Annotated in this window: 3 protein-coding genes and 1 pseudogene; 2 read left to right on the top strand and 2 right to left on the bottom strand. The window is 35.3% G+C overall.

Features of this window, described 5'->3' with window-relative positions; translation table 11 throughout:
* Window positions 1–61: 61 nt before the first annotated feature.
* Complete coding sequence (locus J3495_RS18350) at window positions 62–382, top strand: hypothetical protein (protein ID WP_210668330.1); 321 nt, start codon at window positions 62–64, stop codon at window positions 380–382.
* A 93-nt stretch (window positions 383–475) separates the two neighbouring features.
* Window positions 476–721, top strand: a complete 246-nt coding sequence (locus J3495_RS18345; protein ID WP_210668328.1) for a hypothetical protein — start codon at window positions 476–478, stop codon at window positions 719–721.
* On the opposite strand, the gene J3495_RS19560 is transcribed toward J3495_RS18345, so the two are convergent.
* Together J3495_RS19560 and J3495_RS18335 are read right to left on the bottom strand one after the other, a co-directional pair.
* Window positions 718–1,170 carry a hypothetical protein gene (locus tag J3495_RS19560; RefSeq protein WP_236025505.1) on the bottom strand — a complete coding sequence of 151 codons (453 nt, stop codon included), beginning with the start codon at window positions 1,168–1,170 and terminating at the stop codon, window positions 718–720. The genes J3495_RS18345 and J3495_RS19560 overlap by 4 nt on opposite strands.
* A pseudogene (locus tag J3495_RS18335) lies at window positions 1,167–1,404 on the bottom strand (hypothetical protein); the annotation flags it as partial. The gene J3495_RS19560 and the pseudogene J3495_RS18335, both read right to left, overlap by 4 nt.

Below are 1,404 nucleotides of genomic sequence, written 5' to 3'. Positions count from 1 at the left end.
AAAATCGCTAGGTCATTCAAGCGGTTTTCTTACTTTTGAAAATTAATATAAAATGATAAAAATGAAAAAAATACTATTATTACTTAGCTTTATATTACTGAGTTGTGGTCATTCCATACCAAATGAGTCAGACGCAAAAGAAGCATCAAGAGCTGCATTACTACAACGGGTTAAAAACCCTATGGATGTCACTTTTTTTCAAAATGAAAAAGTTTTGGATCTTGGAGACGGGAACTTTCAATACAATGAAACAATTAGTGCGACAAATGGTTTTGGAGGAACAATTACTCAAAATGCAATTGTGAAAGTAAAATGGCTAAAAGACGATCCGTCAGAGGTGAGTAATTGGACTGTGATCGATTTTCAATTAAACGATCGCTAAACATTAAAATAAAAACCACGCAATTAGCGTGGTTTTTTTATGCCCAAAAAGTTGAGTTGTACGATATTAAAAATATATATATTTTTGCTCTATATGAATACAACTAACCAATCTATCGGAATTAGATACAATACGCTGAAACGTTACCAGCTTATTATGCAGTTGTACAAAATCCACAAGACCGAAGACATCCCGGACACGGTTATTTTACGAAAATATATTTGCCCGGTTTATCCAATTTCAAGAACTACATTTCACACAATTATGTGTACACCGGTTAACAAAGAAATTGCCGAGCTGGAGACTTTAAAAAGTCAACAACTTCGAATGGCCATTTAAACATTGTGCAAACCAATACTGTAAACAACTTGATATTGTTGAATACCATCATCACGTTTTACCCTTTTAAAAGATCGTCGCATTAACTTTCCTGAGCCTATCACAGGAGCAAAACCGTGTACTTTTGCGTGAGCAGCTTCAATAATGTCATGTATTGACCAGGCAATATCTTTTTGCGCTTGTGGAGCTTTAAAACTGGTGTTAGTCAGTTTCATATTTGCGAACGTCAATGTAATAAGTCCGGCTGCCTGCTGTCTGTTTTGGGGAACTGCATCTTTATTCATTCCCAAATCACTAAAATCAACATTAGACATGTCAATCAAACAGCACGGCCATTGCACCGGAACGTTTGGCGAATAGTCGTCAAGTTGTCCCCAGTCTTCATCAATATAATTGATTGTTGGAACTTCACTAAGCTTAGTCTGTGTGTTTTGAATAAATTCTTTCATCGTCTAAATTGTTTCATTAAATCTTCACTAAATATTTTCAGATTGTCGTCAATTACACCTTTTACAATTTTGGTAACTTCCGGGTGACCGCCAATAATCTGACGTTTTTCAACTTTTATTTTATGGCCTATTTTCATTAATGCCAGGCTTTTCCACTTTTCAGCCTCAGCATTTAGGTTTAAGTTTTTTTTGCTTTTGCTTTCAGCTCCACTTTTCTTAGTTGTTATTCCGCTC

Origin of the sequence: Flavobacterium geliluteum (genome assembly GCF_017948595.1) — a bacterium.
GTDB classification, from domain to species: Bacteria; Bacteroidota; Bacteroidia; order Flavobacteriales; family Flavobacteriaceae; genus Flavobacterium; species Flavobacterium flavipigmentatum.
Note: the sequence above shows the minus strand (reverse complement) of the source record. Positions and strands in the feature narration are given on the sequence as shown.